The following is a 23,515-nucleotide window of genomic DNA, read 5'->3' as shown; positions in this document are numbered from 1 at the left end:
TTCCAACCCGAAAGGACAGGAGAACGTGATGGAACCGTTGTTCTACAGCATGCAGGAAATCGTCATCGCCGTGAAGGATCTGGACAAGGCGACCGATCGGCTGAGCGAAATCTTCGCCGCGCCCGCCGATGGCCTGGCCTCGGAGCTCCTGGAGGGCATCGAGCTGATCCAGCGCGGAGTCTGGATCGGCAAGGAAAGAATCGCCATCGTCGCCGATGCGACCGGCACCGGCCCCCTGTCCCAGGCGATCGAGAAACGCGGCGAGGGCATCCACGAAATCTGCGTGAGGACCCGCAACCTGGACGAGGCGATCGCCCACTTCAAGGCGAAGGGTGTCCGGCTCACGCGCGACGAGCCTTATGTCCTGAGGAACTACGAATACCGCGGGGAAGTCTTCTCCGAGGTGAGGATCGTGTTCATCCATCCGGCGAGCTGCTACGGCGTGCTCGTGGAAGTCCAGGAATGGGTCAAGTAGCGTCCGGCACCGGACGATCCCGCGCACAGACACCGGAAACAGCCATGCCCGACGATCTTGCTCAATTGGCCGGAAAGGACCTCGGCGCCCACGTGTCCGCATACGACGCGAACAGGGCGATCCTGTACGCGCTCGCCGTGGGGGCCGCCGCCTCCGAACTCGACTTGGTCTACGAACGTGACCTGCGCGTCCTGCCGACCTTCGGCTGCGCGCTGGGCCTGTGGGCCGTCGAGTCCGCCGGCCGGCTCGGCGCCTACGACCCCAAGGCGTCCCTGCACGTCGCCCAGAAGATCCATGTCCATCGGCCGCTGCCGGCATCCGGAAGCATCGAGATGCGGGGCGGGGTGGCCCATGTCTTCGACAAGGGCAAGGCGGCCCTGGTCGAGATCGAGGTCGACTCGGAATTCTTCACCGCGACCTACACGATCTTCCTGCCCGGCATGGGCGGGTGGGGCGGGGACCGGGGGCCGTCGGCTTCCTCGGCGGCGGAAGTGGCGTTCACGCAGGCCACCGAGACGGGGACGAGCCCCGAACTGGCGGCGCTGTACCGCTTGACGGGCGACCTGCATCCCGTTCACATCGATCCCGAGGTCGCCCGCGCCAACGGCTTCCCCCGGCCGATCCTGCATGGCCTGTGCACCCTCGGGATCTCGGCGCGCGTCGTCGCCCGCCAGCATGGCGTCCATCCGGCCGATCTCCGCCACCTGGAAGCCCGGCTCACGTCGCCGGTGTTGCCCGGGGATTCGCTGACGGTGGCGTCCGGCCGGCGGGACGACGGAATCCATTTCCGGACCCTCTCGAAAGGCGAGGTGGTCCTGGGCGGTGGCAAGGCCGTGTTCGGCTGAGAAGAGGTCATGAAAATGAATCGGGCGATCATCAACGATATCGATGTGGCGTACACCGTGGAGGGGACCGGGGATCCGGTCGTGTTCATCCATGGACTGGCCGAGGATCTCCGCACCTGGCGCGGGCAGCAGCAGGCCCTCGGCGACCGGTTCCGCGGCTTCGCCTGCGACTTGCGCGGGCACGGCGGGACATCCCCCGGCCGGTGCGACGGCACCCTGGCGCAACTGGGCAACGACCTGCTGGCCTTCATCGAGCGGGTCACCGGGCCTGCCATCGTCGTCGGGTTCTCGCTGGGAGGCACCATCGCCCTCTGGGCGGCCGCCGAGCGTCCGGACCTGGTCCGGAAGTCGGTCGTGCTGGGGACCTCGTCGGTCGTTGGCCGGTCGGCCGTCCAGTTCTACCAGGACCGGATCGCCCAGGCCGCCGACACCGGCTCGGCCGAGTTCAGGGCGGCGATGCGCGCCGATACCGAAGCGGGGCTTTTCAGGGCGCACGAGTCCCTGGACCGGATCGTCGCCGCGCGCCTCGCGGCTGTCGGGGACGGTCGGGGCTACGTCAACGCCGCCCGGGCCATGATGGGCCTGCACGCCGAGCCGCTGACGCCGCGCCTGTCGCGGATCGAGACCCCCGTCGTGGTGATCGGCGCCGAGCATGACCGGTTCTGCCCCCAAAAGGCGGCATCGATCGTCCTGGACGCTTTGCCAGGCGCCGAATTCATGGCGATACCCGATGCCGGACACCTGATGAACGTGGACAACCCAGACGCGGTGACGCGGGCCCTGCGGTGGGCCCTGGCCGATTGAAATCGCGGCCGGCGCTTTCTCTTTCCACGCGGCATGGCGATCGGGGGGCGATGGTTCCCGGCCCGTCCGCGACGCAAACGGTTCGATCCAAGGAGATGATGACATGGTTGAAGGCAAAGTGGCATTGATAACCGCCGCGTCCGGCGCGGGCATCGGCGGCGCGATCGCCCGGCAGCTCGCGGACGACGGTTACGATGTGGTGATCACGGATGCGCACGAGCGCCGCTGCCGCGAGTTCGCGGAACAGCTGTCCGGGCGGCATGGCCGTTCGTTCCTGGCGGTTCCCCTCGACGTCGGCGACGCGGACATGGTCGAGCGCTGCGTTGCGAAAGTGCTGGACGAGAAAGGCCGGATCGACGCGCTGGTCAACAACGCCGGCTGGTCCACCATCGCGCCCGTGGCGGAACTGGCCCTCGCGGACTGGCGGCGCTGCCTGGACATCGACCTGACGGGGACGTTCCTGACGATGCGCCATATCCTGCCCGCGATGATCGAGCGGGGTTGCGGGGCGATCGTCAACATCAGCTCGATCGCGGCCTACGAAACGTCCACCGAGCATGGGGCCGCCTATTCCGCCGCCAAGGCGGGCGTGCTGGCCCTGACGCGCGTCGCCGCCGCCGAGAACGGCCGGCACGGCATCCGCGTCAACGCCATCACGCCGGGCCTGATCTACAACGATTTCCTGCGCAAGATCTACCCGGCCGAATTCTTCGACGGCTATGCGGAGAACCGCTCCCTCGTGGGCCGGGTCGGGCGTCCCGAGGACGTGGCCGCGCTGGTGTCGTTCCTCCTGTCGGACAGGGCCGGATACATCACGGGCGAGGTCTACGGCATCAGCGGGGGAGTCCACCCCCATGGCTAAGGACGTCAGCCTTCTCTCGATCGCGGAGCTCGTCGGGTCGTACCGGGATCGTTCGCTCAGCCCGGTCGAGGTGGCCGAGGCGTTCTTCGAGCGTATCGAACGGCACGACGGCGCATTGCATGCCTACGTCGAGATCACCCGCGACCTGGCGCTCGCGCAGGCGCGGGAGGCCGAGCGCGCCTACGCGTCGGGGAAGGCGGACGCCGCGCTGGCCGGCATTCCGGTCGCCATCAAGGACGCCTTCCATGTCGCGGGCGTCCGGACCAGCCTGGGCTCGGACGTGTTCCGGGGCCAGGTTTCCAAGGGCGACTCCGGCCTGGTGCGCCGGCTGCGCGCCTCCGGCGCCGTCTTCCTGGGCAAGACCAATACGGCGGAATTCGGCCAGTCCGCGACGACCGACAATCTGCTGGGGCCGGATACCGCGACCCCCTGGGATCCGGCCCGCACCGCCGGGGGTTCGAGCGGCGGGTCGGCGGCCTCGGTCGCGGCCCGGCTCACCACGGTCGCCGTGGGGTCCGACGGCGGCGGGTCGGTCCGCATTCCCGCGGCGTTCTCGGGCATTTTCGGCCTCAAGCCGTCCCCCGGCCTCTGCGGGGACGAAAACGGGTTTCGCGGGATGTCGGCCTTCGTCAGCGCCGGGCCGATGGCCCGGTCCGTGGCCGATGCGCGGATCCTTCTGGGCGTGCTGGCGGATGCGCGGTTCGAACGCGGGACGGGCAGAGGGCCCCTGCGCGTCTGCTATTGTCCGGCGCCCGAGAACCGGCCGGTGGATCCCGGCGTGGCGGCCCTGGTGGAAAGCGCCGCCGGGATTTTCGAGTGCCTGGGCCATTCCCTTGAGGAAGATCATCCTCCGATCCAGGGCTGGAGTGATATTTTTGGACCGTTGGTCCTCGAGGAGGAGCATCGCGAGCGGGGGCATCTTCTGGCACTTTGTCCGGACAGGCTCACGCGCTACGAGCGGTCCGCCCTCGAGGCCGCCGTGACGCTGGACCCGGCCGACGTCGGGCGCGCCCGCGCGCTGCTGCCGGGTTTCCGCGACCGTCTCGCCGCGTTCTTCGATCGTTACGACATCCTGCTGACCCCCGCGACGGCCGTGCCGCCCTTTCCGCTGGGGGAACGGCCGAGGTTCATCCGTGGCGTCGCCGTGGACCGGCTATGGGGCGCGTTCCCGTTCACCGCGCCGTTCAACGTGGGCGGGGTCGCGGCGGCGGCGGTGCCGTGCGGCCTGGCCGACGGCCTGCCGGTGAGCGTGCAGATCGTGGCCAGGGCGGGGGAGGAACGGCTGCTGCTGGACGTTGCGCAGGATTTCGAGGAAGCGGTCGCGTTCGATCGCGGCCGGCTGGATTCGATGTGGACCTGAGACCGGAAAACAAGCCCATGCGCGCAGACCTCATCAAGAAAACGACCGCAGGCACGGTCCTGGTGCTGGAGATGAACGACCTCGCGTCCAGGAACGCCTTGTCCCGCGGCATGCTGTCAGGCCTGTCCGAGGCCATCGGGCAGGCCGGCGCGGAGACCCTCGGCATCGTGCTCACAGGCGGCGCGCAGTGCTTCAGCGCGGGGGCGGATTTCCGCGAATTGACGGGCACGAGCCGGGACCTCGGCTACGACGACGCGGTTGCCGGCGTCGTCGCCGCGATTCTCGATTCGGACCGGATCGTCGTCGCCGCGATCGAGGGGCCGTGCATGGGCGCCGCGGCCGACATCGCCCTCTCGTGCGACTACCGGATCGCGGGCGCCGGCAGTTTCGTGCAGATCCCCGCCGTGCGCCTGGGGATCCTGTACAACCCGGCGGCGGTCGAGCGCATCGGGCGGTCCTATCCGCGGGACACCGTCAGGCGCCTGCTGCTGACGGGCGAGCGGTTCGATGACCACGAGGCCCGTCGCGCCGGGTTGTTCTCCCGGATCGTACCCAAGGGGGAATCCGTCGATGCGGCGGTCGGGGACCTGGAGCGGCTCGATGGGTGGCAGGCGGACGCCATCCGGGCGACGAAGCGGCTGCTGGCGGACCTGGAGGCCGGGCGGGCCGACAGGGTGCGGTGGGAAAAGCGGCGGGCCGAGTTGCTGGATTCGGAGCAGAGAGGAATTGCCATACGGCAGGCGCACGAACGTTTTGCCGATAAACCGGGAACGCGCCGATGAGTCGCCGTGCGGCGCGTTCGTCGAGCGCGCTCCTGGCTTCGCGCGGTTTCCAGAATGAGGATGGAGATGAACAGATGGCACAGAACATGAAGGCGGCGGTCATGCGCCGGCACGGCGGCCCCGAGGTCCTTTCGGTGGAAGACGTGGCCCGGCCCGTTCCGGGCGCGGGCGAGGTCCTGGTGAAGGTCGCGGCGTGTTCGCTCAGCCGGCTGGACCTCTTCATTCGCGACGGGATGCCGGGCCGCGTCATCGAGATGCCGCACGTCGGCGGCTGCGACGTGGCGGGCTGGATCGAGGCGATCGGGCCGGAGGTGTCCGGCCTGGAGACAGGAGCCCCGGTCCTGATCGATCCCTTCTGGAATGGCGAGATGCTGGGCGAGGCGTACTGGGGCGGATTCTCTGAATACGTCGTGGTGTCGGCGAAAGGCCTGCTGCCGCTGCCGGAGGCCGGGCGTTTCGTCGGATATTCCTGCCTGCCCACGGCCTACGGCACGGCCTATCGCATGCTGCACAGCCGGGGGCGGCTGCAGGCCGGCGAGTCCCTGGTGGTCGTGGGTGCCAGTGGCGGGGTCGGGGTCGCCTGTGTCCAGCTGGGCGCGCGGGCCGGTGCGCACGTCATCGCCTGCACCAGCAGCGAGGACAAGGCGGCGCGGCTGAAGACGATCGGCGCCGACGAATGTGTGGTCGCTCCCGATGGGCAGTTCGGCAAGCCGGTCTGGAACCTGACCGGCAAGCAGGGGGCGGACATGGTGATCGACTTCACCGGAACCGCCACCTGGCCCCAGTCCCTGAGGTCCGTGAAGCATGGCGGACGGCTGATGTGCTGCGGCGCGACCACCGGTTTCGAGGCGGCCACCGACCTGCGGTATCTGTGGACGCGCGAGATGGACATCCGGGGATCGGATGGATGGAAGACCGAAGACCTGCGGCAGTTGCTGCGGATCATGGCCGGCCGCGAGTTCGATCCGGTGATCCATGCCGTGTTTCCGCTGAGCGGGATACAGGATGCCATGCGCGAACTGGAGAGCCGCTCATGCTTCGGAAAGATCGTCGTCGTGCCGGACGGCGTCCAGGCTTCGTGATGTAGAAGGTTGTAGAAGAACCGCGCCGACCCGGCGCCTCGGCGCGCGCACCATGATTCCACTATCAATACACAGGAGACAGATCATGAAAATCAAGCCGCTTTTCCTCGTTGCCGCATTGACGTTTTCCGCGGGCGGCTTCGCCGCGGAGCAATCCCTCGTGTTCACCTCGTGGGGCGGGACCACGCAGGACGCCCAGAAGAGCGTCTGGGCCGACGGCTTTTCCAAGGCCCAGAACATTTCCGTCCTGCAGGACGGGCCCACCGACTACGGCAAGATCAAGGCCATGGTCGAATCCGGCAACGTGGCGTGGGACGTGGTGGACGTCGAGGGCGATTACGCGGTCCGGGCCGGCATGGAGGGCATGCTGGAAAAACTGGACTTCTCCATCATCGACAAGAGCCGTCTGGACCCGCGCTTCGTCACCGATCACGCAGTCGGGAGCTTTTATTATTCCTTCGTCATCGGGTGCAACAAGGATGCCGTCAAGGCCTGCCCGAAGACCTGGGCCGACCTGTTCGACTTGGCGAAATTTCCCGGCAAGCGGACGTTCTACAAGTGGTCGGCCCCGGGCGTCATCGAGGCCGCCCTGCTCGCCGACGGAGTGCCCGCCGACAAGCTCTATCCGCTGGACCTGGATCGGGCCTTCAAGAAGCTGGACACCATCAAGTCCAGCATCGTCTGGTGGAGCAGCGGGGCGCAATCCCAGCAGCTGCTCGCCTCGGCCGAGACTCCTTATGGATTCTTCTGGAATGGCCGTCTGACCGCGCTGACGAAGACGGGCGTCAATGTCGAGACATCCTGGGATCAGAACATCACGGCCGCCGACATGCTGGTCGTGCCGAAGGGCGCGAAGAACAAGGCGGCGGCGATGAAGTTCATCGCTTTTGCCACCAGTGCCGCTTCGCAGGCGAAATTCGACGAGCTCACCGGCTATGCGCCGATCAATCTGGTCGCGCCCACGCTGATGCCCAAGGAGATCCGCGACACATTGCCGGACAAGCAGGCCGCCACGCAGGTCAACGCGAACCTGGGGTACTGGGCCATGCATCGCGACGAGATCGGGACGCGCTGGTACGCGTGGCAGGCGCAGTGACGGGATCGGCATGATGTTTGGAGCGGGCCGCCGCGGCGGCCCGGACTCGAAGGTGGAGACACGCCATATGGTTGCTTCGATTTCGACGGGCGGGGCCGGTGGGCGGGGGGCGGTGAAAAAGCCGTTCCTGTCCGGCCCGGTTTCATGCATCGCGCCGGCCCTCGTGCTGATCGCGTTGTTCTTCATCGTCCCGGTCCTGATGCTCCTGGTGCGCAGCGTCCTCGAGCCGGCTCCGGGGCTGGAAAACTACGCGATCCTCTTCGGCTCGACGACCTATCTCAGGGTGTTCTCGAACACCTTCCTGGTGGCTTCCCTCGTGACGATCGTGTCCGTCGTCGTCGGGTTTCCGGTCGCCTGGGCACTGGCGATCCTGCCCAGGAGATGGGCGGTCTTCCTGCTCGCGGTCATCGTCCTCTCGATGTGGACGAATCTGCTGGCGAGGACATACGCCTGGATGGTGCTGCTGCAGCGCACGGGCATCATCAACAAGGTCCTCGTGAATCTCGGCATCGTCGACAGCCCGCTGGCGCTGGTGAACAACATCACGGGCGTGACGATCGGCATGGTCTACATCATGCTGCCGTTCATCATCCTGCCGCTCATGGGAGTCATCTCTTCGATCGACGCTTCGATCCTGCGCGCCGCTTCGCTGTGCGGAGCCGGCAAGTGGCAGAGCTTCACGCGCGTGCTGCTGCCCCTGTCGCTGCCGGGCATCGCCGCGGGCGCCCTGATGATCTTCGTGATGTCCCTGGGCTACTTCGTCACTCCGGCGTTGCTGGGCGGCGCCTCGAGCATGATGCTCGCCGAGCTCATCGCCCAACTGGTCCAGTCGCTGGTCAAGTGGGGGTTGGGCGGCGCCGCGGCGTTCGTCCTGCTGGTCGTGACTCTGGGGTTGTATTTCCTGCAGTTGCGATACCTGAAGGTCGACAAGAGGAACTAGCCATGCTGCTGGATTTCAACCGCCTGGGGGCCTTGCGCTACTTCCTGGTCATCGTCACGGGGCTGGTGTTGCTGTTCCTGATCCTGCCCATCGTCTTCATCGCCGCGCTTTCGTTCGGCTCTTCGCAGTGGCTGATCTTTCCGCCGCCCTCGTGGACCTTGAAGTGGTACGTCGAGCTGTTCTCGGACCCCAGGTGGTTCTATACCGCTCTGACGAGCCTGAAGATCGCGGTCATCGTCACCGCGCTTTCCGTCGTCCTGGGTTTCCTGGCGTCCCTGGGCCTGAACCGGGGCGAGTTCGCCGGCAGGGAGCAGATCCGCGCGCTCTTCCTGACGCCCATGATCCTGCCCGTGATCGTATTGGCCGTCGCCCTCTATGCCCTGTTCCTGAAGCTGGGACTGGCCGGGACCACCGTCGGCTTCGTCATTGCGCACCTGCTCATCGCCTTGCCCTTTTCCATCATATCGATCAGCGGTGCGCTGGACGGGTTCGACAAGTCCATCGAGGACGCCGCCATCCTGTGCGGCGCCTCGCCCTGGGAGGCGCGGCTCAAGATCACGGTCCCGTCCATCCGGCACGGCCTGTTCACGGCCGCCGTCTTTTCCTTCCTGGCTTCCTGGGACGAGGTGGTCCTGGCGATCTTCATGTCCAGCCCGACGCTGCAGACGCTGCCCGTCAAGATATGGACCACCCTGAGGCAGGACCTGACCCCCGTGGTGGCCGCCGTCTCGACCATCCTGGTGGCGCTCACTTCCGTGTTGATTTTCACACCGCTTGTGTTCCGCAAGAGGCAAAAAGATGACTAGACCTTTCTTGAGCATACAGGGGATCCGCAAGGACTACGGGGACTTCACCGCCATCCGGGACGTGACGCTCGACATCGCCCGGGGCGAGTTCATGACGTTCCTGGGGCCCTCGGGGTCCGGAAAGTCGACCACCCTGTACATCCTGGCCGGGTTCCAGGACCCCACCGAGGGCGACGTCCTGCTCGACGGCGAGAGCCTGCTCCGGATGCCTTCCCACAAGCGCAATATCGGCATGGTGTTCCAGCGGTATACGCTTTTCCCGCACCTGAGCGTCGGGGAGAACGTGGCCTTTCCCCTGCGGGTGCGCCGCTGCGCGAAATCGGAGATCGAGGACCGGGTCCATGCGGCGCTCAGGCTCGTCCATCTCGAGGATCTCGCCGGCCGCAAGCCCGCGCTGATGTCAGGCGGCCAGCAGCAGCGGGTGGCCCTGGCGCGGGCACTGGTCTACGATCCGCCGCTGCTGCTGATGGACGAGCCGCTTTCGGCCCTGGACAAGAAACTGCGCGAGGAGCTGCAATTCGAGATCCGGCGGATTCATCAGGAAACGGGCGTCACGATTCTCTACGTCACCCATGACCAGGAGGAAGCTCTGCGCCTGTCCGACCGCATCACCGTCTTCAGCCAGGGCCGGATCGAGCAGATCGGAACCGGCCGGGAGCTTTATGCGGAGCCCGCGACCCGCTTCGTGGCGGGCTTCATCGGCGACAGCAATTTCCTGGCGGCCGACATTCTTTCCGTGGCGGAGAACAGGGCGAAGCTGTCCATCTGCGACGGCATCGTCATCGACGGCGTTCCGGTCCAGGGGCGGCCGGCGGATCCGGGCCGGCCGGCCCTGCTGCTCAGGCCGGAGAGGATCTCCATCTCGCGCTCGAGGCAGGAATGCGGTGTGCCCGTGACGATCCGGGACCTGACCTTCCTGGGCAACATGGTCGAGGTGAGTTCCGTCACGGACCGGGAAGAGCCCGTCAAGATCCGGATTCCCTTCGGAAACCGGATCGTCTCGGATCTGGCTTCCGGGGATCGTGTCTGGGCCAATTTCGATCCCGGGTCGCTGCATGCCTTCTATGGCTGAGGCCATGCGTCCGGGCTCGGTGGTACCATACCTCGGCCGCGGGCCGGAGCGCTCTCGGCCATCCGGTCATGCCACGAGCGAGCCCCTTCATGCCTTCGGACCCCTCCGCCACGCAACCCGCTTCCGGGATATTTGAAACCCCGATCGATATCCGCTGGGGCGACATGGACGCTCTGCGCCACGTCAACAACGCGGTCTATTTTTCCTATTTCGAGGAAGCCCGGGTCCGGCTGTTCGTCGCGATGGGGCTGGACGGAGCCGCGGGCCGCTACGGCGTACTGGCCCACGCCTCGTGTGATTTTCTCAAACCGCTGATGTATCCTGCCCGTGTCGTTGTCGGCATGAAGCTCGTGCGCATCGGGCGGACCAGCCTGGAGCTGGACTGCTGGGTCGCGGACGCCGGGGATCCGGGGACGTTGCATGCGCGTGGCCGCAACGTGCTGGTGTGCACCGACGCCGCCACCGGCCGGCCCCTGCCCTGGACCGACGCCGACCGGCAGGCGCTGGATCGCTGCTTCGCCGCCTGACGCGCCATCGATTTCTGTTCATCTACGAAGGAACCGTTGTATGGATAAAGTCTACGAGAGTGCCGAGGCCGCCCTGCGCGGCGTCGTGGCCGACAACCAGATGATCGCCGTCGGCGGTTTCGGGCTGTGCGGCATCCCCGAGGCCCTGATCGCCGCCCTGCGGGATTCGGGCGTGCGTAATCTGACCTGCGTCAGCAACAACGCCGGGGTCGATGGCTTCGGCCTGGGGCAACTGCTGTCCACGCGTCAGATCACCAAGATGATTGCGTCCTACGTGGGAGAGAACAAGGAATTCGAGCGCCAGTACCTGGCGGGCGAACTGGAGCTGGAATTCACGCCGCAGGGCACGCTGGCCGAAAAACTGCGCGCGGGCGGCGCCGGCATTCCGGCGTTCTTCACCGCCACCGGCGTGGGCACTGTGGTGGCCGAGGGCAAGGACACTCGCGAGTTCGACGGGCGCACCTACATCCTGGAGCGGTCCCTGGTGCCGGACGTGTCCCTGGTCAAGGCCTGGAAGGCCGACCGCAGCGGCAACCTGAAGTTCCGCCGCACGGCGCGCAACTTCAATCCCAACGTCGCCATGGCGGGCCGCATCACCATCGTCGAAGTCGAGGAAATCGTGCCCACCGGCACGTTCGACCCGGACGAGGTCCATCTGCCGGGCATCTACGTGCATCGTATCGTCCTGAACGCGCATCCCGAAAAGCGCATCGAACAACGCACCACCCGTCAATAAGGAGGCAGATCATGGCTTGGGATCGCGAACAGATGGCGGCGCGTGCCGCGCAGGAATTGCGGGACGGCTTCTACGTCAACCTGGGCATCGGCCTGCCCACCAAGGTCGCCAACTACGTGCCGCAGGGCATGGAGGTCTGGCTGCAATCGGAAAACGGCCTGCTGGGCATCGGCCCCTTCCCCAAGGACGACGAGGTCGACGCCGACCTGATCAACGCCGGCAAGCAGACCGTGACGACCCTGCCGGGCTCCTCGATCTTCGCCTCGGCGGATTCGTTCGCCATGATCCGGGGCGGCAAGATCAACCTGGCCATCCTGGGGGCCATGCAGGTGTCCGAAAAGGGCGATCTGGCCAACTGGATGATTCCCGGCAAGATGATCAAGGGCATGGGCGGCGCCATGGACCTGGTGGCCGGCGTGGGCAAGGTCGTGGTGCTGATGGAGCACGTCGCGAAGGCCAAGGACGGCACCGAATCCCAGAAGCTGCTGCCCGAATGCACGCTGCCGCTGACCGGGGTGGGGGTGGTGAACCTCATCATCACCGACCTGGGCGTGATGGAAGTCACTGGCGACGGTCTGCGCCTGACCGAACTGGCCCCGGGCGTGACGGTGGACGAGATCCGCGCCAAGACGTCGGCCAAACTGGACGTGTCCGCCGTCGCCTAGGGAAATCGCCGTGACCTCGCAACATCCCCCGGCGACGCCCGCCGATCGCATCGCCGCCCTGCGCGGGCGGCTGACGCAGTCCGGCCTGGCCGCCTGCCTGGTGCCGACGGCCGATCCGCACCTGTCGGAATACCTGCCGGATCATTGGGCCGCGCGCGCCTGGCTGTCTGGCTTCGATGGTTCGGCGGGCAGCCTGCTGGTCACGGCGGATTTCGCCGGTCTGTGGACCGACAGCCGCTATTGGGTCCAGGCCGAGGCGCAGTTGCAGGGTACGGGCATCGCCCTGATGCGGGCCGGCGCGCCTGACGTGCCGGACATGCTGGACTGGGTTCTGGCGCACCTGGCGCGTGGCGACCGGGTCGCGGCCGACGGCCGGGTGCTGGATCTGGCGGCGGAACGCCGCTGGCGGTCCGGCCTGGACGGGGCCGGCGTGGCGCTGGTACTGGACCAGGATCCTGTCGGCGCCGTCTGGACTGGCCGGCCGGCTCTGCCCGAGGCCAAGGTTTTCGAGCACATGCCGCCGCACGCCTGCCGCGTCCGGGCCGACAATCTGGCCGCCGTGCGGGCCGCGATGCGCGAACACGGCGCGGCCTGGCACCTGCTGTCCTCGCTGGACGACATCGCCTGGCTGTTGAATCTGCGTGGCGCCGACGTGGACTACAACCCGGTCTTCCTGGCGCATGCGCTGCTGGATACGGATCGCGTGCGCCTGTACGTGGCGCCCGGCAAGATCGACACCGGGCTGGCCGCCCGCCTGGCGGCCGATGGAGTGGAACTGCGCGACTACGCCGCGCTGGCCGCCGATCTGGCGGCCCTGCCGGCCGAGGCCGTGCTGCTGGTGGATCCGGCGCGGGTCACGGCGGGCACGCTGTCGCATGCGTCTCAGGCGCGGCGCGTCGAGGCCATCAACCCGTCCCAGCTGCTGAAATCCGTCAAGAACGCCGCCGAGGCCGAGAACATCCGGGCCGCCATGGCCCAGGATGGCGCCGCCTTGTGCGAATTCTTCGCCTGGTTCGAGGCCGCCCTGGCGGCGGGCGAGCGCATCACAGAGATCGACGTCGATACCCGCCTGTCGGCGGCGCGCGCCCGGCGCCCGGGCTTCGTCAGCCTCAGCTTCGCCACCATCGCGGGCTTCAACGCCAACGGCGCCATGCCGCACTACCGCGCCACCGGGGACTCCCATGCGACGATCCGGGGCGACGGCCTGCTGCTGATCGATTCCGGCGGGCAGTATCTGGGCGGCACCACCGACATCACCCGGGTCGTGCCCGTCGGCACGCCCTCGGCCGAGCAATGCGCCGATTACACGACGGTCTTGCAGGCCCACATCGCCCTGGCGCGGGCCTGTTTTCCGGAAGACACGCCATCGTCCGTGCTGGACACCCTGGCGCGCATGCCGCTCTGGCGCCGGGGCCTGGACTACGGCCACGGCACGGGTCATGGCGTAGGCTACTTCCTGAATGTCCACGAAGGCCCGCAGTCGATTTCCGTGCGCGGCCACGCGCGGCCCCACCAGGGCATGAAGGCTGGCATGCTGACCTCCAACGAACCCGGCCTGTACCGTGACGGGCAATGGGGCATTCGCATCGAAAACCTGGTGCTGGCCGTGGCGAACGGGCGCACGGCATTCGGCGATTTCCTGGCCTTCGAGACCGTCACCCTGTGCCCCATCGACACGCGCTGTGTCGTACGTGAACAGCTGTCCGCCGACGAGGTCGAGTGGCTGAACACCTACCACGCCCGGGTGCGCGAACGCCTGCTGCCCCTGGTGGACGGCTCGGCGCGGGACTGGCTGCTGGCGCGGACGGAGGCGATTTAGGCCCTAGTCCGGATCGGGCCGTGTCCAGGCGCGTGCCCGGTCTGGCGTCCCGCTCCGTTACGCCAGCCAGCGCCTGAACCAGGCGATGCTGCGGCTCCAGGCCAGTTCGGCGGCGGCCCGGTCGTAGCGCGGCGTGGAATCGTTGTGGAAGCCGTGGTTCACGCCCGGGTAGACGTGGGCCTCGTAGGTCTTGCCGTTGGCCTTCAGGGCGGCCTCGTAGGCCGGCCAGCCGGCGTTGACCCGGGTGTCCAGCCCCGCATAGTGCAGCAGCAGGGCCGCGGCGCCCAGGCCCCCGGCGGCGAACCGGGACGCCCGGCTCAGGAATTTACGCCGGTCGATGAATCCGTGCGCGTAGAAGTCATAGAGTTCCAGCAATTCGGGCGCGAAATCTTTTGTGGTCAGCCTGGACATGACGTCCTTCCGGAGGGCTTCCATGGATGGGTCCGGAAACCATGGTAGGCGAGGCCGGCGGCGAGGTAAAGTGCCGGAATCGGGCGGCCCGGAAGGGCCCGATGGCCCGGACCGAGCGGTTATAATCCAAATTTCCCGCTGCGCCCGTCCACACCGGGCTCCTATGAAATGACCAAATACGTATTCGTCACGGGGGGAGTGGTCTCTTCCCTGGGCAAGGGCATTGCCGCGGCCTCCCTGGCCGCGATCCTGGAATCCCGCGGGCTGCGGGTCACGATGCTCAAGCTGGATCCTTACATCAACGTGGATCCGGGCACCATGAGTCCCTTCCAGCACGGCGAGGTCTTCGTCACCGAGGACGGCGCGGAAACCGATCTGGACCTGGGCCACTACGAGCGCTTCGTGTCCGCGCGGATGCACAAGGTCAACAACTTCACCACCGGCCAGATCTACGAATCGGTGCTGCGCAAGGAGCGCCGGGGCGACTACCTGGGCAAGACCGTCCAGGTCATCCCGCACATCACCAACGAGATCCAGGACTTCATCGCCCGGGGCGCCAAGGCGGCCTTCGACGGCCAGGCCGATGTGGCGATCGTGGAAATCGGCGGCACGGTGGGCGACATCGAATCGCTGCCCTTCCTGGAGGCCGCGCGCCAGATGAGCCTGCGCCTGGGCCGCAACCAGTGCGCTTTCGTGCACCTGACGCTGGTGCCCTTCATCGCCTCGGCGGGTGAACTCAAGACCAAGCCGACCCAGCACTCGGTGCAGAAGCTGCGGGAAATCGGCATCTACCCGAACGCGCTGCTGTGCCGCGCCGACCGCCCCGTGCCCGATGACGAGCGCGCCAAGATTTCCCTGTTCTCCAACGTGCCCCTGGATGCCGTGATCTCGGTCTGGGACGCGGATTCGATCTACAAGATCCCCGCCATGCTGCACCGGCAGGGCCTGGACAGCCTGGTCTGCGACGCGCTGGCCCTGACGCCGCCGCCGGCCGACCTGACGGTCTGGGATCGCCTGGTGCACGACCTGGAAAATCCCCGCGAGTCCGTCACCATCGGCATGGTGGGCAAGTACGTCGATCTGACCGAGTCCTACAAGTCCCTGTCCGAAGCCCTGGTCCACGCGGGCATCCACACGCATTCGCGGGTGCATATCGAATATCTGGATTCCGAGGAAATCGAGACTCAGGGCACGGCCTGCCTGGCCGGGCTGGACGCCATCCTGGTGCCGGGCGGCTTCGGCAAGCGCGGCACCGAAGGCAAGATCAAGGCCATCCGCTACGCCCGCGAGCACGGCATCCCCTACCTGGGCATCTGCCTGGGCATGCAGCTGGCCGTGGTGGAATTCGCTCGTCACGTGGCCGGTCTGGGCGGGGCCAACAGCACCGAATTCGATCCCTCGGCGGCTCATCCGGTGGTGGCGCTGATCACCGAATGGCAGGACCGCGAAGGCAAGGTCGAGCGGCGCGACGCGGGATCCGACCTGGGCGGCACGATGCGCAAAGGCGCCCAGCGCTGCCCCGTCAAGCCGGGCACGCGCGCCTTTGAAATCTACGGCGCGGAGGTCAACGAACGCCACCGCCACCGCTACGAGGTCAACAACGTCTACGTCCATCGGCTGGAAGAGGCCGGCCTGGTGATCAGCGCCCGCACGCCCACGGAGAATCTGCCGGAAATCATGGAGATCCCCTCGCATCCGTGGTTCATGGGCGTGCAGTTCCATCCGGAATTCACCTCCACGCCGCGCGACGGTCATCCGTTGTTCACCAGCTACATCCAGGCCGCGCTGGCCCGCCAGCGGCGCCAGGCGGAAAAGCCCGAGTCGGAAAAGCCCCAGGCGGAAAGGGCCTGAGTCCGTCCGCATCGTCCAAGGAGCCTCCATGCAACTGTGTCATTTCCAGGCCGGCATCGAACATCCCCTGTTCCTGATCGCCGGCCCCTGCGTCATCGAATCGCGCGAGCTGGCTTTCGAGACGGCCGGGGTCCTGCAGGAAATGACCCGGGCGCTGGGGATTCCCTTCATCTACAAGAGCTCCTTCGACAAGGCCAACCGCAGTTCCGGCAAGTCCTTCCGCGGTCCGGGCATGGACGAGGGCCTGAAGATCCTGGACGACGTGCGCCGCCAACTGGGCGTGCCGGTGCTGACCGACGTGCACGAGACCGGCCAGGTCCGCGAGGTCGCGTCCGTGGTGGACGTGCTGCAGACGCCGGCCTTCCTGTGCCGCCAGACGGATTTCATCCAGGCCTGCGCGGCGACGCTGAAGCCCGTCAACATCAAGAAGGGCCAGTTCCTGGCGCCGGAAGACATGGCCCAGGTCGTGACCAAGGCGCGCGCGGCGGCCATCGAGGCCGGCGGCGACGGCGGCAACATCCTGGTCTGCGAGCGCGGCGCGTCCTTCGGCTACCACAACCTGGTGTCCGACATGCGCTCGCTGGCGATCATGCGCGGCACAGGCTGCCCGGTGGTGTTCGACGCCACGCACTCGGTCCAGCTGCCGGGCGGACAGGGCACGCATTCCGGTGGCCAGCGCGAATTCGTGCCGGTGCTGGCGCGCGCGGCCGTGGCGGCCGGCGTGGCGGGCGTGTTCATGGAAACCCACCCGAATCCCGACCAGGCCTTGTCCGACGGCCCCAACGCCGTGCCGCTGGACCGGATGCGCGGCCTGCTGGAATGCCTGGCCGAGCTGGACCGCTGCGTCAAGCGGTCCGGCGCGCTGCGCGACGGTGGTCTGTGAAGCCGCCGAATAGCCACTATAAACGCCGCCGCGTGCGGCCGGCCGGAGTCCCGGGGTAGACTGGCCCCTCGGGCATCCCGTTAAAATGGCGGGGTTCCCCCTTATTCACCCACCCTACACAGGCAGGACTGTCAGATCATGAGTGCAATCGTAGACATCATCGGACGCGAAATCCTCGATTCGCGCGGCAACCCCACTGTGGAATGCGACGTGCTGCTCGAATCGGGCGCCATGGGGCGGGCAGCGGTGCCGTCTGGCGCGTCCACCGGCTCGCGCGAGGCCATCGAACTGCGCGACGGCGACAAGTCCCGCTTCCTGGGCAAGGGCGTGCTGCGCGCCGTCGAGCACGTCAACACCGAGATCTCCGAGGCCCTGATGGGTCTGGACGCTCAGGAACAGACCTTCATCGACCGTACCCTGATCGACCTGGACGGCACCGAGGACAAGAGCCGCCTGGGCGCCAACGCGATCCTGGCGGCCAGCATGGCGGTGGCCCGTGCGGCCGCCGACGACGCCGGCCTGTCGCTGTACCGCTATTTCGGCGGCAGCGGCCCGATGCAGATGCCGGTGCCGATGATGAACGTCATCAACGGTGGCGCGCACGCCAACAACACCCTGGACCTGCAGGAATTCATGATCCTGCCGGTGGGCGCCTCCAGCTTCCGCGAGGCTCTGCGCATGGGGGCCGAGGTTTTCCACGCTCTGAAGAAGATCATCGGCGCCGACGGCATGTCCACGGCGGTAGGCGACGAAGGCGGCTTCGCCCCCAACGTGGCCAACCACGAGGCCGCGATCGAGCTGATCCTGAAGGCCATCGGCGAGGCCGGCTACGAGGCCGGCTCCCAGGTGGTGCTGGGCCTGGACTGCGCCAGTTCCGAGTTCTACCGCGACGGCAAGTACCACCTGGCCGGCGAAGGCGGTATCGCCCTGGGCTCCCAGGACTTCGCCAACCTGCTGGCGTCCTGGTGCGACAAGTACCCCATCGTCAGCATCGAGGACGGCATGGCCGAGGACGACTGGGAAGGCTGGAAGCTGCTGACCGAGCAGCTGGGCCGCAAGGTCCAGCTGGTGGGCGACGATCTGTTCGTCACCAACACGAAGATCCTGCAGAAGGGCATCCAGCAGGGCATCGCCAATTCGATCCTCATCAAGATCAACCAGATCGGCACCCTGACGGAAACCTTCGCCGCCATCGAAATGGCCAAGCGCGCCGGCTACACGGCGGTGATCTCGCACCGTTCCGGCGAAACGGAAGACTCCACCATCGCCGACATCGCCGTGGCCACCAACGCCATGCAGATCAAGACCGGCTCTCTGTCGCGCTCCGACCGCATGGCGAAATACAACCAGCTGCTGCGTATCGAGGAAGAACTGGCCGAAGTCGCCTCTTATCCCGGCGTGTCGGCCTTCTACAACCTGCGCTGACCCGCGCCCATGCGCCTGCTGAGCCTCGTTCTGTTGGCCCTGACCCTGGCGACACAGTATCCCTTGTGGTGGGGCAAGGGCGGCTGGCTCAGCCTGCGCGGCCTGCAGGCGCAGGTGCAGACGGAAACCGAGGAAAACGAGGCCCTCACCGCGCGCAACAATGCCCTGCAGGCGGAAGTCCAGGATCTCAAGACAGGGATCTCGGCGGTCGAAGAGCGCGCCCGCGGCGAATTGAACATGATCCGCGAGGGCGAATACTTCGTTCAGATCCTGCCCCGGCAGTGATGCCGGAGGCCGCGCTCCGCTGTTCCGGAGGCGCGGTGCGCGGGACGCGCGTCCGGCGGGACATGGCCGTCGCCTTTCAGGGCGCCGGTTCGCAGGCCGCGGGAGCCGTCCCCGAGTCCGTGCCCCCGCCCGGATCCGCGGCGGTCGCTTCCGGGTTTTCCATCGCATCCGGATCGGACGGCTCCCGCGCGTTCGCCGCGCCCCCGCCCGGTGTCGAGCCGGGCGCGGATGTCCCGGCCGCGGGTGCGTCGTCGGCCGCCGCGGGCGGGCTCGCCGGGTCCGGTCCTCCGTTCCATTCCAGCGGTCCGGCTTCCCGCCCGGGTGGTGCGCCGGAAGCCGCGCCATGCGTCACCCGTCCGTCCGCCAGGTCCGGCCAGGCGGCCGGGTGCGACTGCATGGCGACGCCGGCCCGGCGGCGGAAGGGCAGGTAGCCTGCCGCCATCAGGCGGGCCTGGGCGGGATCGCCGGCCAGGGGCGCCAGGGCGCGCACGATGGCCGCCAGGCCCGGCACCATGGGGCGGTGCGGCCACCACAGTTCCAGGACCAGCGTATTGGCCTCGTGGATGGTGAGGCCGGACCGGGGGCCGCGTCCTTCCGGCCAGCCCTGGGCCAGCCGGCGGGCCTGCTGCCGTGCCTGGTAGTCGTTGCGGATCAGTGGCTGGCCGGGGTAGTCGCGCGGGCCTTGGAGATCCGGATCGGCATGGTCCAGGAACGCGTCGGGGGAAGGCCGCGCGATGCGAATGCGCCAGGGCGCGCCCAGGGCGGCCCGGCGTTCGCGCAGCGCCCGGCCGGTGGCGCGGGAGTCGGGGTAGGCCATGCGCAGCCCGTGCTCGAACGCCTGGGCGATGGCCTGCGGCCGGGCCTGACGCGTAGCGCCCGCCCTGGCCGCCTCCATCAGGGCCAGGCTGAGCGTCTGGCGCAGGACCGACCAGTGGGCGGCCTCTACGCCGCCCAGCCCCAGCGCCAGGATCGGGAGGGATGCCAGCAGGAAGCCGGCCATCCCCGCGCCCCGCTGGCGGTGGCGCGATGCGGGGTGAGAGGCGGGCGCGCGCGGCCGGCGGCTGGGCGCGGCGCGGGGCGGTCCGGAAGCGGCATGGCATGGCTTCTGCATGCGGGGCAGTATGCGGCCAGCCCGCCGATCCGGATAGGGTGGCAACTACGCTGTGATCCGGATGTCGCGTCGGCGCGGCGTGGCAAGCGCCGAGAGGATTTTCCCCCCCGATGGGGCGCGGCGCGACGGAAATGCGCCGAGGCGCTCAGTGCAGCGTGTCCGAGCCGGGCGCCTGCAGCGTGCCGGGGCCGTCGGCGAACAGTGCGGCGCAGTCCACCGCGTCGAAATCGTAGGGCCGGCCGCAGAAGTTGCAGGTGATGTGCACGCGGCCCTGTTCGGCCAGGATGCCGTCGATCTCCTGGTGTCCCAGAGCGCGCAGCATGCTGGCGACCCGTTCGCGGGTGCAGGGACAGTGCCAGCGCACCGCCTGTTCCGGAAAGACCAGCAAATCGTCCTCCCAGAACAGGCGGCGGATGAGTGTGTCGGTGTCGGTCGCGCGCAGTTCCTCGCGGTCCAGCGTATCGGCCAGGGTTGCGCAGTGCACCCAGGCGGTGTCGGCGTCCCCGGACAGTTCCGACGCGCCGGACGGGGCCGGTTCGCCCGGCATGCGCTGCAGCAGCAGCCCGGCGCAAGCCTGGGCGTCGGCGGCGAGCCAGAGCCGGGTGTCCAGCTGTTCCGAATGCTTCATGTAGTGTTCCAGGACGGCGGCGACCGTGTCGCCTTCCAGCGGCACGATGCCCTGGTAGGCCGTGGCGCCGGCCTGGCGTCCCGAGGGATCGAGCATGACCATGAAGCGGCCCTGGCCGTCGGCGTTGAGCAGGTCCTGCAGGCTGGCGTCGGCCGGCGGCGCGGCGCCCTCGCGCAGGTGCGCCGTGGCCCGCAGGTCCAGTGTCGAGGTGCATTCGACCATGATGAGGCGCACCGGACCGTTGCCCTGGAGTTGCAGGACGACCGAGCCGTCGAACTTGATGTTGCCCGCCAGCAGTGCGCTGGCGGCGGCCAGTTCGCCGAGCAGGCCGACGAGTACCGGAGGCAGGTCCTGGTGAGCCAGGCCGGTCCGCCAGGCCTGGGTCAGGCGCAGGGCCTGGATGCGGGTGCCGCGGTCGGCGGTCAGATATTTCTTCAGGGTATCGCTCATGCGGGGATTCCGGGAGGCGCGGCCGGTCGCCGGGTCAGGCGGCGGGAACGGGGCGCAGGTCGTGCAGTTCGGTGCCCAGCAGCCGATCATGCAGGAACTGGCCCTGGGGGTCGATCCAGGTCCAGAGGAAGATCGAGAACGGCGCGCAGACGATCAGCAGGTCGAACGAGGTCCAGCCTGTGGCGCGCGACAGCCCGGCGACAGCCAGGGCTGCGAGCAGCGGCAGTGGCCACAGCAGCAGGTAGCGCAGCAGCATGCGCGAACCCCGCAAGGGACGGCCGCCCCGGTCCGTGAGACGGATGTTCCAGGTCTTCATCGGCAGGGTCTGGCCACCGCGTCGCCAGCAGGCCAGGAAATAAATGCCGATCGCAAGGAAGAGGAACGCCTGCCGGCCATGGCGCAGCATCAGGCCGCTGCGACTCTGGGTCAGGGTGTCGAACAGATAGCCCGCCAGGAACACCACGCCGAAGAGCAGCACGCCTTCGTACATCATGCAGGCGAAGCGGCGCAGGCGCGGCGGAGCGGCGGGTACGACCGGGGCGGGATCGGACATGGTGCGGTGGATGGGTCTCGGAAACCGTCCATTATCGCTGAAAACGTAGCGGTGCCGGGTCCTGCGGCGGGACAGAAATATGAAGGCCGCCCGATGGGGGCGGCCCGGGGATCCTGCCGGAGGGGATCAGTGGGCGGTGCGGACCGTGTGGCGCACGCGGCCTTCGGGAGCCTTGAAGAAGCTGGCGACCTTCTGGAACAGATGCTTGATGGCGTGGTCCAAAGCGTATTCCTGCTGGGCCTCGATGGCTTCTTGCAGCAGTTGGCGCTCCAGGGCGTCGGTCAGGCGGATGTCGGTGTTCTGCAGGGTCTTCATAGCAAGCCTCTTTGCTTGAGAAAGAGCGTTTCGCTCGGGTTAACCCTATTGTAGGGAAAACCCTAGGTTCTATGCAAGTTCCTGAAATGGATCGGCCGATCCCGCAGCCTCCGTGGCGAAAACCCTACGCCTTGTCCCGATAGCCGGCCGCCACCAGCTCGAACTGGAACAGGCGGCAGTCCAGGGCGCCGTTGTGCAGGGGGTGGCGCCGCCGGGCCTTCAACCTCATCCGGCCCGGCAGGTCGAGGTCGCTGGTGATGATGTTGAGCCGCCAGCCGCCGTATTGGCGCTTCAGCCAGCTTGCCCATTCGGGCCACAGGTCTCCGTCCTCGTCCGCCAGCCGTTCTCCATAGGGAGGATTGGTGACGATCCAGCCGGCCGGCGCCGGAGGCGGCATCTGGCGCGCATCGCAGATCTCGAAGCGGATGGTGTCTGGACTCAGGTGGGCGCGCTCGGCATTGGCGCGCGCCGCCTCGATGGCGCCGGGATGGATGTCGCAGCCTACGAGGGGCTGCTCCAGGCGCGGAGCGATCCGCGCGCGGGCGTCTTCCTTCAGGTCGCGCCACAGGCGGACGTCGTGGACGCGCAGCCGCTCGAAGCCGAAAGGGCGCCAGATGCCCGGCGGCACGCCCAGGGCGATCCAGGCGGCCTCGATCAGCAGGGTTCCGCTGCCGCAGAAGGGATCCAGCAGGGGCGCGTCGGGCGGCCAGTCGGACAGGGCCAGCAGGCCGGCGGCCAGGTTTTCCCGCAGCGGCGCCTCTCCCTTGTCCAGCCGCCAGCCGCGCTTGAACAGGGATTCACCGGAGACATCCAGGTACAGGGTGGCGCGCCGCTCGTCCAGGAACAGGTGGACACGGGCGTCCGGCCGGACCGTGTCGATATCGGGCCGGGCGCCTTCGCGTTCGCGCAGGCGGTCGCAGATGCCGTCCTTGGCCCGCAGGTTGCAGTATTGCAGGCTGCGCATGGGGCTGCGGATGGCCGAGGTGTCCACGCGCAGGGATTGTTCCGGGCCGAACCAGCGTTCCCATTCAGTGTCGCGCGCCAGGGCCAGGATATCGTCCTCGTCGCGGACGTCGGCCTGGGCGACCTGGACCAGGATCCGGGTGGCCAGGCGGGAATACAGGTTGGCGCGCAGCACGCCGGACCAGTCGGCCTGGAAATGGCAGCCGGCGCGTCCGGCGCGGACGGTCTCGTAGCCCAGGGCCTGCAGTTCCAGCGACAGGGCTTCCTCCAGGCCGTGCGGGCAGGGGGCGAAGACCTCGAAGGTTTCGGTCATGCGCGGCTGGCGCGGGGCGCGCGGCAGATGCTGGATGCGCGGCCCGTCCGCGCCCTGGGCGTCTGGACGGGGGGCTGCGTCCGTGCCGCGTCGCGCGGTGGATGGCGTACCCGGCGCCGGTGGCCGGGAGGCCGGTCGGGCGGCGCGTGGCTTGCGCGGGTCGTCCGAACGGGGCCGGTCGGCGTAGTGCTTGTTCGCGCGATTCTGCGTCGATGCGTCGGATTTCGTGCGCGCGGACCGGTCGGACGCGCCGGCGCCGGCCGGGCGTCGGGCCTCGGCCCTTGTCCCGGTCCCGGGATCGGCCTCCGGCCGGGCTTGCTGCGTGTGTTCCCGGAGGGCCGCCTGGCGCGCGCGGGCGCCCGATCGCTTGCGGGGTTCCTCGTCCGTCCTGGCGCGGGCGGCGGGAGCCTTTTTCTTCAGGCTGAGGGTCTTGCGTGTCGTGGAATCGTTCATCGC

At 68.0% G+C, this 23,515-nt stretch carries 25 protein-coding genes; 19 read left to right on the top strand and 6 right to left on the bottom strand.

Going from position 1 to position 23,515, the window contains the following annotated elements:
* The first annotated feature begins 28 nt into the window (after window positions 1–28).
* The 15 genes from ACTPOE_RS07185 to ACTPOE_RS07115 all read left to right on the top strand — a co-directional run bounded on the left by ACTPOE_RS07185 (window position 29) and on the right by ACTPOE_RS07115 (window position 13,871).
* Window positions 29–475 carry a VOC family protein gene (locus ACTPOE_RS07185; RefSeq protein ID WP_458871521.1) on the top strand — a complete coding sequence of 149 codons (447 nt, stop codon included), beginning with the start codon at window positions 29–31 and terminating at the stop codon, window positions 473–475.
* A 44-nt stretch (window positions 476–519) separates the two neighbouring features.
* The gene (locus ACTPOE_RS07180) at window positions 520–1,320 is read left to right on the top strand and encodes a MaoC/PaaZ C-terminal domain-containing protein (protein WP_458871520.1); all 801 of its coding nucleotides are present in this window, start codon (window positions 520–522) and stop codon (window positions 1,318–1,320) included.
* 9 nt (window positions 1,321–1,329) lie between these two features.
* Window positions 1,330–2,124 (top strand): alpha/beta fold hydrolase, encoded by a 795-nt coding sequence (locus ACTPOE_RS07175; RefSeq protein WP_458871519.1) that lies wholly within the window; start codon window positions 1,330–1,332, stop codon window positions 2,122–2,124.
* Window positions 2,125–2,227: 103 nt separating this feature from the next.
* Window positions 2,228–2,986, top strand: coding sequence for an SDR family NAD(P)-dependent oxidoreductase (locus ACTPOE_RS07170; RefSeq protein WP_458871518.1), 759 nt, complete (start codon window positions 2,228–2,230; stop codon window positions 2,984–2,986).
* Complete coding sequence (locus ACTPOE_RS07165; RefSeq protein ID WP_458871517.1) at window positions 2,979–4,346, top strand: amidase; 1,368 nt, start codon at window positions 2,979–2,981, stop codon at window positions 4,344–4,346. Before ACTPOE_RS07170 ends, ACTPOE_RS07165 begins: the two co-directional genes overlap by 8 nt.
* A gap of 17 nt (window positions 4,347–4,363) precedes the next feature.
* On the top strand, window positions 4,364–5,128 hold the full coding sequence (locus ACTPOE_RS07160) for an enoyl-CoA hydratase/isomerase family protein (protein WP_458871516.1): 765 nt from the start codon (window positions 4,364–4,366) through the stop codon (window positions 5,126–5,128).
* Window positions 5,129–5,202: 74 nt separating this feature from the next.
* Window positions 5,203–6,210 carry a zinc-binding dehydrogenase gene (locus ACTPOE_RS07155; protein WP_458871515.1) on the top strand — a complete coding sequence of 336 codons (1,008 nt, stop codon included), beginning with the start codon at window positions 5,203–5,205 and terminating at the stop codon, window positions 6,208–6,210.
* A gap of 67 nt (window positions 6,211–6,277) precedes the next feature.
* Window positions 6,278–7,306: an ABC transporter substrate-binding protein gene (locus tag ACTPOE_RS07150; RefSeq protein WP_458872778.1), complete on the top strand. Its 1,029-nt coding sequence runs from the start codon at window positions 6,278–6,280 to the stop codon at window positions 7,304–7,306.
* 199 nt (window positions 7,307–7,505) lie between these two features.
* Window positions 7,506–8,246 (top strand): ABC transporter permease, encoded by a 741-nt coding sequence (locus ACTPOE_RS07145; RefSeq protein ID WP_458872777.1) that lies wholly within the window; start codon window positions 7,506–7,508, stop codon window positions 8,244–8,246.
* A gap of 2 nt (window positions 8,247–8,248) precedes the next feature.
* On the top strand, window positions 8,249–9,052 hold the full coding sequence (locus tag ACTPOE_RS07140) for an ABC transporter permease (RefSeq protein ID WP_458871513.1): 804 nt from the start codon (window positions 8,249–8,251) through the stop codon (window positions 9,050–9,052).
* Window positions 9,045–10,124, top strand: a complete 1,080-nt coding sequence (locus tag ACTPOE_RS07135) for an ABC transporter ATP-binding protein (RefSeq protein WP_458871512.1) — start codon at window positions 9,045–9,047, stop codon at window positions 10,122–10,124. Before ACTPOE_RS07140 ends, ACTPOE_RS07135 begins: the two co-directional genes overlap by 8 nt.
* An 89-nt stretch (window positions 10,125–10,213) precedes the next feature.
* The gene (locus ACTPOE_RS07130) at window positions 10,214–10,651 is read left to right on the top strand and encodes an acyl-CoA thioesterase (protein ID WP_458871511.1); all 438 of its coding nucleotides are present in this window, start codon (window positions 10,214–10,216) and stop codon (window positions 10,649–10,651) included.
* Window positions 10,652–10,691: 40 nt separating this feature from the next.
* A complete protein-coding gene (locus ACTPOE_RS07125) occupies window positions 10,692–11,387 on the top strand; it encodes a CoA transferase subunit A (RefSeq protein ID WP_458871510.1) in 696 nt (231 codons plus the stop codon).
* Window positions 11,388–11,398: 11 nt separating this feature from the next.
* Window positions 11,399–12,052, top strand: coding sequence for a CoA transferase subunit B (locus tag ACTPOE_RS07120; protein WP_458871509.1), 654 nt, complete (start codon window positions 11,399–11,401; stop codon window positions 12,050–12,052).
* Between the two features lie 10 nt (window positions 12,053–12,062).
* Window positions 12,063–13,871 (top strand): aminopeptidase P family protein, encoded by a 1,809-nt coding sequence (locus tag ACTPOE_RS07115; protein ID WP_458871507.1) that lies wholly within the window; start codon window positions 12,063–12,065, stop codon window positions 13,869–13,871.
* A gap of 57 nt (window positions 13,872–13,928) precedes the next feature.
* Here the strand turns inward: ACTPOE_RS07115 and ACTPOE_RS07110 are convergent, their stop codons facing one another.
* Window positions 13,929–14,306 (bottom strand): dienelactone hydrolase family protein, encoded by a 378-nt coding sequence (locus tag ACTPOE_RS07110; RefSeq protein ID WP_458871506.1) that lies wholly within the window; start codon window positions 14,304–14,306, stop codon window positions 13,929–13,931.
* A gap of 144 nt (window positions 14,307–14,450) precedes the next feature.
* On the opposite strand from ACTPOE_RS07110, the gene ACTPOE_RS07105 reads away from it, so the two are divergent.
* The 4 genes from ACTPOE_RS07105 to ftsB all read left to right on the top strand — a co-directional run bounded on the left by ACTPOE_RS07105 (window position 14,451) and on the right by ftsB (window position 18,726).
* Window positions 14,451–16,133: a CTP synthase gene (locus tag ACTPOE_RS07105; protein WP_458871505.1), complete on the top strand. Its 1,683-nt coding sequence runs from the start codon at window positions 14,451–14,453 to the stop codon at window positions 16,131–16,133.
* A gap of 28 nt (window positions 16,134–16,161) precedes the next feature.
* The gene (gene kdsA, locus ACTPOE_RS07100) at window positions 16,162–17,016 is read left to right on the top strand and encodes a 3-deoxy-8-phosphooctulonate synthase (protein ID WP_458871504.1); all 855 of its coding nucleotides are present in this window, start codon (window positions 16,162–16,164) and stop codon (window positions 17,014–17,016) included.
* A gap of 138 nt (window positions 17,017–17,154) precedes the next feature.
* On the top strand, window positions 17,155–18,441 hold the full coding sequence (eno, locus tag ACTPOE_RS07095) for a phosphopyruvate hydratase (protein WP_458871503.1): 1,287 nt from the start codon (window positions 17,155–17,157) through the stop codon (window positions 18,439–18,441).
* Window positions 18,442–18,450: 9 nt separating this feature from the next.
* The gene (gene ftsB / locus ACTPOE_RS07090; protein WP_458871502.1) at window positions 18,451–18,726 is read left to right on the top strand and encodes a cell division protein FtsB; all 276 of its coding nucleotides are present in this window, start codon (window positions 18,451–18,453) and stop codon (window positions 18,724–18,726) included.
* 76 nt (window positions 18,727–18,802) lie between these two features.
* On the opposite strand, the gene ACTPOE_RS07085 is transcribed toward ftsB, so the two are convergent.
* The 5 genes from ACTPOE_RS07085 to ACTPOE_RS07065 form a co-directional block, all read right to left on the bottom strand.
* Window positions 18,803–19,726, bottom strand: a complete 924-nt coding sequence (locus ACTPOE_RS07085) for a TadE/TadG family type IV pilus assembly protein (RefSeq protein WP_458871501.1) — start codon at window positions 19,724–19,726, stop codon at window positions 18,803–18,805.
* 256 nt (window positions 19,727–19,982) lie between these two features.
* Window positions 19,983–20,915, bottom strand: a complete 933-nt coding sequence (gene hslO, locus ACTPOE_RS07080) for an Hsp33 family molecular chaperone HslO (protein ID WP_458871500.1) — start codon at window positions 20,913–20,915, stop codon at window positions 19,983–19,985.
* Window positions 20,916–20,949: 34 nt separating this feature from the next.
* Complete coding sequence (locus ACTPOE_RS07075; RefSeq protein WP_458871499.1) at window positions 20,950–21,468, bottom strand: RDD family protein; 519 nt, start codon at window positions 21,466–21,468, stop codon at window positions 20,950–20,952.
* Between the two features lie 126 nt (window positions 21,469–21,594).
* Window positions 21,595–21,783 (bottom strand): hypothetical protein, encoded by a 189-nt coding sequence (locus ACTPOE_RS07070; protein ID WP_458871498.1) that lies wholly within the window; start codon window positions 21,781–21,783, stop codon window positions 21,595–21,597.
* Between the two features lie 124 nt (window positions 21,784–21,907).
* A complete protein-coding gene (locus ACTPOE_RS07065) occupies window positions 21,908–23,512 on the bottom strand; it encodes a THUMP domain-containing class I SAM-dependent RNA methyltransferase (protein WP_458871497.1) in 1,605 nt (534 codons plus the stop codon).
* Window positions 23,513–23,515 lie beyond the last annotated feature (3 nt).

The organism is Castellaniella sp. WN, from assembly GCF_054457555.1.
This window is presented reverse-complemented; position numbering and strand designations above follow the sequence as displayed.

What these genes read in the sequence shown, in the direction of transcription:
- ACTPOE_RS07180 (WP_458871520.1), top strand. Translation starts at nt 520, where the DNA reads ATGCCCGACGATCTTGCTCAATTGGCCGGAAAGGACCTCGGCGCCCAC.
- ACTPOE_RS07120 (WP_458871509.1), top strand. Translation starts at nt 11,399, where the DNA reads ATGGCTTGGGATCGCGAACAGATGGCGGCGCGTGCCGCGCAGGAATTG.
- ACTPOE_RS07145 (WP_458872777.1), top strand. Translation starts at nt 7,506, where the DNA reads ATGCTCCTGGTGCGCAGCGTCCTCGAGCCGGCTCCGGGGCTGGAAAAC.
- ACTPOE_RS07165 (WP_458871517.1), top strand. Translation starts at nt 2,979, where the DNA reads ATGGCTAAGGACGTCAGCCTTCTCTCGATCGCGGAGCTCGTCGGGTCG.
- ACTPOE_RS07070 (WP_458871498.1), bottom strand. Translation starts at nt 21,783, where the DNA reads ATGAAGACCCTGCAGAACACCGACATCCGCCTGACCGACGCCCTGGAG.
- ACTPOE_RS07170 (WP_458871518.1), top strand. Translation starts at nt 2,228, where the DNA reads ATGGTTGAAGGCAAAGTGGCATTGATAACCGCCGCGTCCGGCGCGGGC.
- ACTPOE_RS07065 (WP_458871497.1), bottom strand. Translation starts at nt 23,512, where the DNA reads ATGAACGATTCCACGACACGCAAGACCCTCAGCCTGAAGAAAAAGGCT.
- ACTPOE_RS07135 (WP_458871512.1), top strand. Translation starts at nt 9,045, where the DNA reads ATGACTAGACCTTTCTTGAGCATACAGGGGATCCGCAAGGACTACGGG.
- ACTPOE_RS07125 (WP_458871510.1), top strand. Translation starts at nt 10,692, where the DNA reads ATGGATAAAGTCTACGAGAGTGCCGAGGCCGCCCTGCGCGGCGTCGTG.
- eno (WP_458871503.1), top strand. Translation starts at nt 17,155, where the DNA reads ATGAGTGCAATCGTAGACATCATCGGACGCGAAATCCTCGATTCGCGC.
- ftsB (WP_458871502.1), top strand. Translation starts at nt 18,451, where the DNA reads ATGCGCCTGCTGAGCCTCGTTCTGTTGGCCCTGACCCTGGCGACACAG.
- kdsA (WP_458871504.1), top strand. Translation starts at nt 16,162, where the DNA reads ATGCAACTGTGTCATTTCCAGGCCGGCATCGAACATCCCCTGTTCCTG.
- ACTPOE_RS07140 (WP_458871513.1), top strand. Translation starts at nt 8,249, where the DNA reads ATGCTGCTGGATTTCAACCGCCTGGGGGCCTTGCGCTACTTCCTGGTC.
- ACTPOE_RS07185 (WP_458871521.1), top strand. Translation starts at nt 29, where the DNA reads ATGGAACCGTTGTTCTACAGCATGCAGGAAATCGTCATCGCCGTGAAG.
- ACTPOE_RS07085 (WP_458871501.1), bottom strand. Translation starts at nt 19,726, where the DNA reads ATGGCCGGCTTCCTGCTGGCATCCCTCCCGATCCTGGCGCTGGGGCTG.
- ACTPOE_RS07160 (WP_458871516.1), top strand. Translation starts at nt 4,364, where the DNA reads ATGCGCGCAGACCTCATCAAGAAAACGACCGCAGGCACGGTCCTGGTG.
- ACTPOE_RS07075 (WP_458871499.1), bottom strand. Translation starts at nt 21,468, where the DNA reads ATGTCCGATCCCGCCCCGGTCGTACCCGCCGCTCCGCCGCGCCTGCGC.
- ACTPOE_RS07130 (WP_458871511.1), top strand. Translation starts at nt 10,214, where the DNA reads ATGCCTTCGGACCCCTCCGCCACGCAACCCGCTTCCGGGATATTTGAA.
- ACTPOE_RS07105 (WP_458871505.1), top strand. Translation starts at nt 14,451, where the DNA reads ATGACCAAATACGTATTCGTCACGGGGGGAGTGGTCTCTTCCCTGGGC.
- hslO (WP_458871500.1), bottom strand. Translation starts at nt 20,915, where the DNA reads ATGAGCGATACCCTGAAGAAATATCTGACCGCCGACCGCGGCACCCGC.
- ACTPOE_RS07175 (WP_458871519.1), top strand. Translation starts at nt 1,330, where the DNA reads ATGAAAATGAATCGGGCGATCATCAACGATATCGATGTGGCGTACACC.
- ACTPOE_RS07110 (WP_458871506.1), bottom strand. Translation starts at nt 14,306, where the DNA reads ATGGAAGCCCTCCGGAAGGACGTCATGTCCAGGCTGACCACAAAAGAT.
- ACTPOE_RS07155 (WP_458871515.1), top strand. Translation starts at nt 5,203, where the DNA reads ATGGCACAGAACATGAAGGCGGCGGTCATGCGCCGGCACGGCGGCCCC.